Annotated in this window: 1 protein-coding gene; it reads right to left on the reverse strand. The window is 66.6% G+C overall.

All coding sequences use genetic code 11. From position 1 onward, the window contains the following. On the reverse strand, window positions 1–479 hold a 479-nt coding region (locus tag EOC06_RS38300), incomplete at its 3' end, for an efflux RND transporter permease subunit (protein ID WP_206631397.1). Window positions 480–610 lie beyond the last annotated feature (131 nt).

The raw sequence follows: 610 nt of genomic DNA on the forward strand, positions 1-610 counted from the left end.
GTGCTGGCGGCATCGTAGAGCTGACCCTTGGACAGCGTGTCCGAGGTGAGCGTCAGAATGAGGATCGGGGCGTCGGCCGGATTGACCTTGCGATAGGTCGGGTTGGAATGCAGGCTGGACGGCAGGTCGGCGCGCGCCGCGTTGATCGCGGCCTGGACATCGCGCGCCGCACCGTCGATGTCGCGGTCGAGGCCGAACTGCAGCGTTATGCGTGCGCTGCCGACGCTGCTCGACGAAGTCATTTCGTTGACGTCGGCAATCTCGCCGAGATGCCGTTCGAGCGGGCTGGCAACCGTGTTCGCCACCACCTGCGGGCTGGCGCCCGGCAGCGATGCCCGTACCGAGATCACGGGGTAGTCGACCTCGGGTAGCGGCGCCACCGGCAATTGCGGAAACGCCACCAGTCCGGCCGCCAGCAGGCCGAAGGTCAGCAGCGTTGTCGCCACCGGCCGCCGGATGAAGGGAACCGACAGGTTCATGGCTCGGCGTCCGCACCATAGGCACGGGGAAGGCTGGGCTCAATGACTTGCAGGCGCGCGGCAAGGCGATCGAACCAGAGATAGATGACCGGCGTTGTGAACAGCGTCAGGAGTTGGCTGACGAGCAGGCC

It is taken from the genome of Mesorhizobium sp. M7A.F.Ca.MR.362.00.0.0, from assembly GCF_004023175.1.
Taxonomy (GTDB): Bacteria; Pseudomonadota; Alphaproteobacteria; order Rhizobiales; family Rhizobiaceae; genus Mesorhizobium.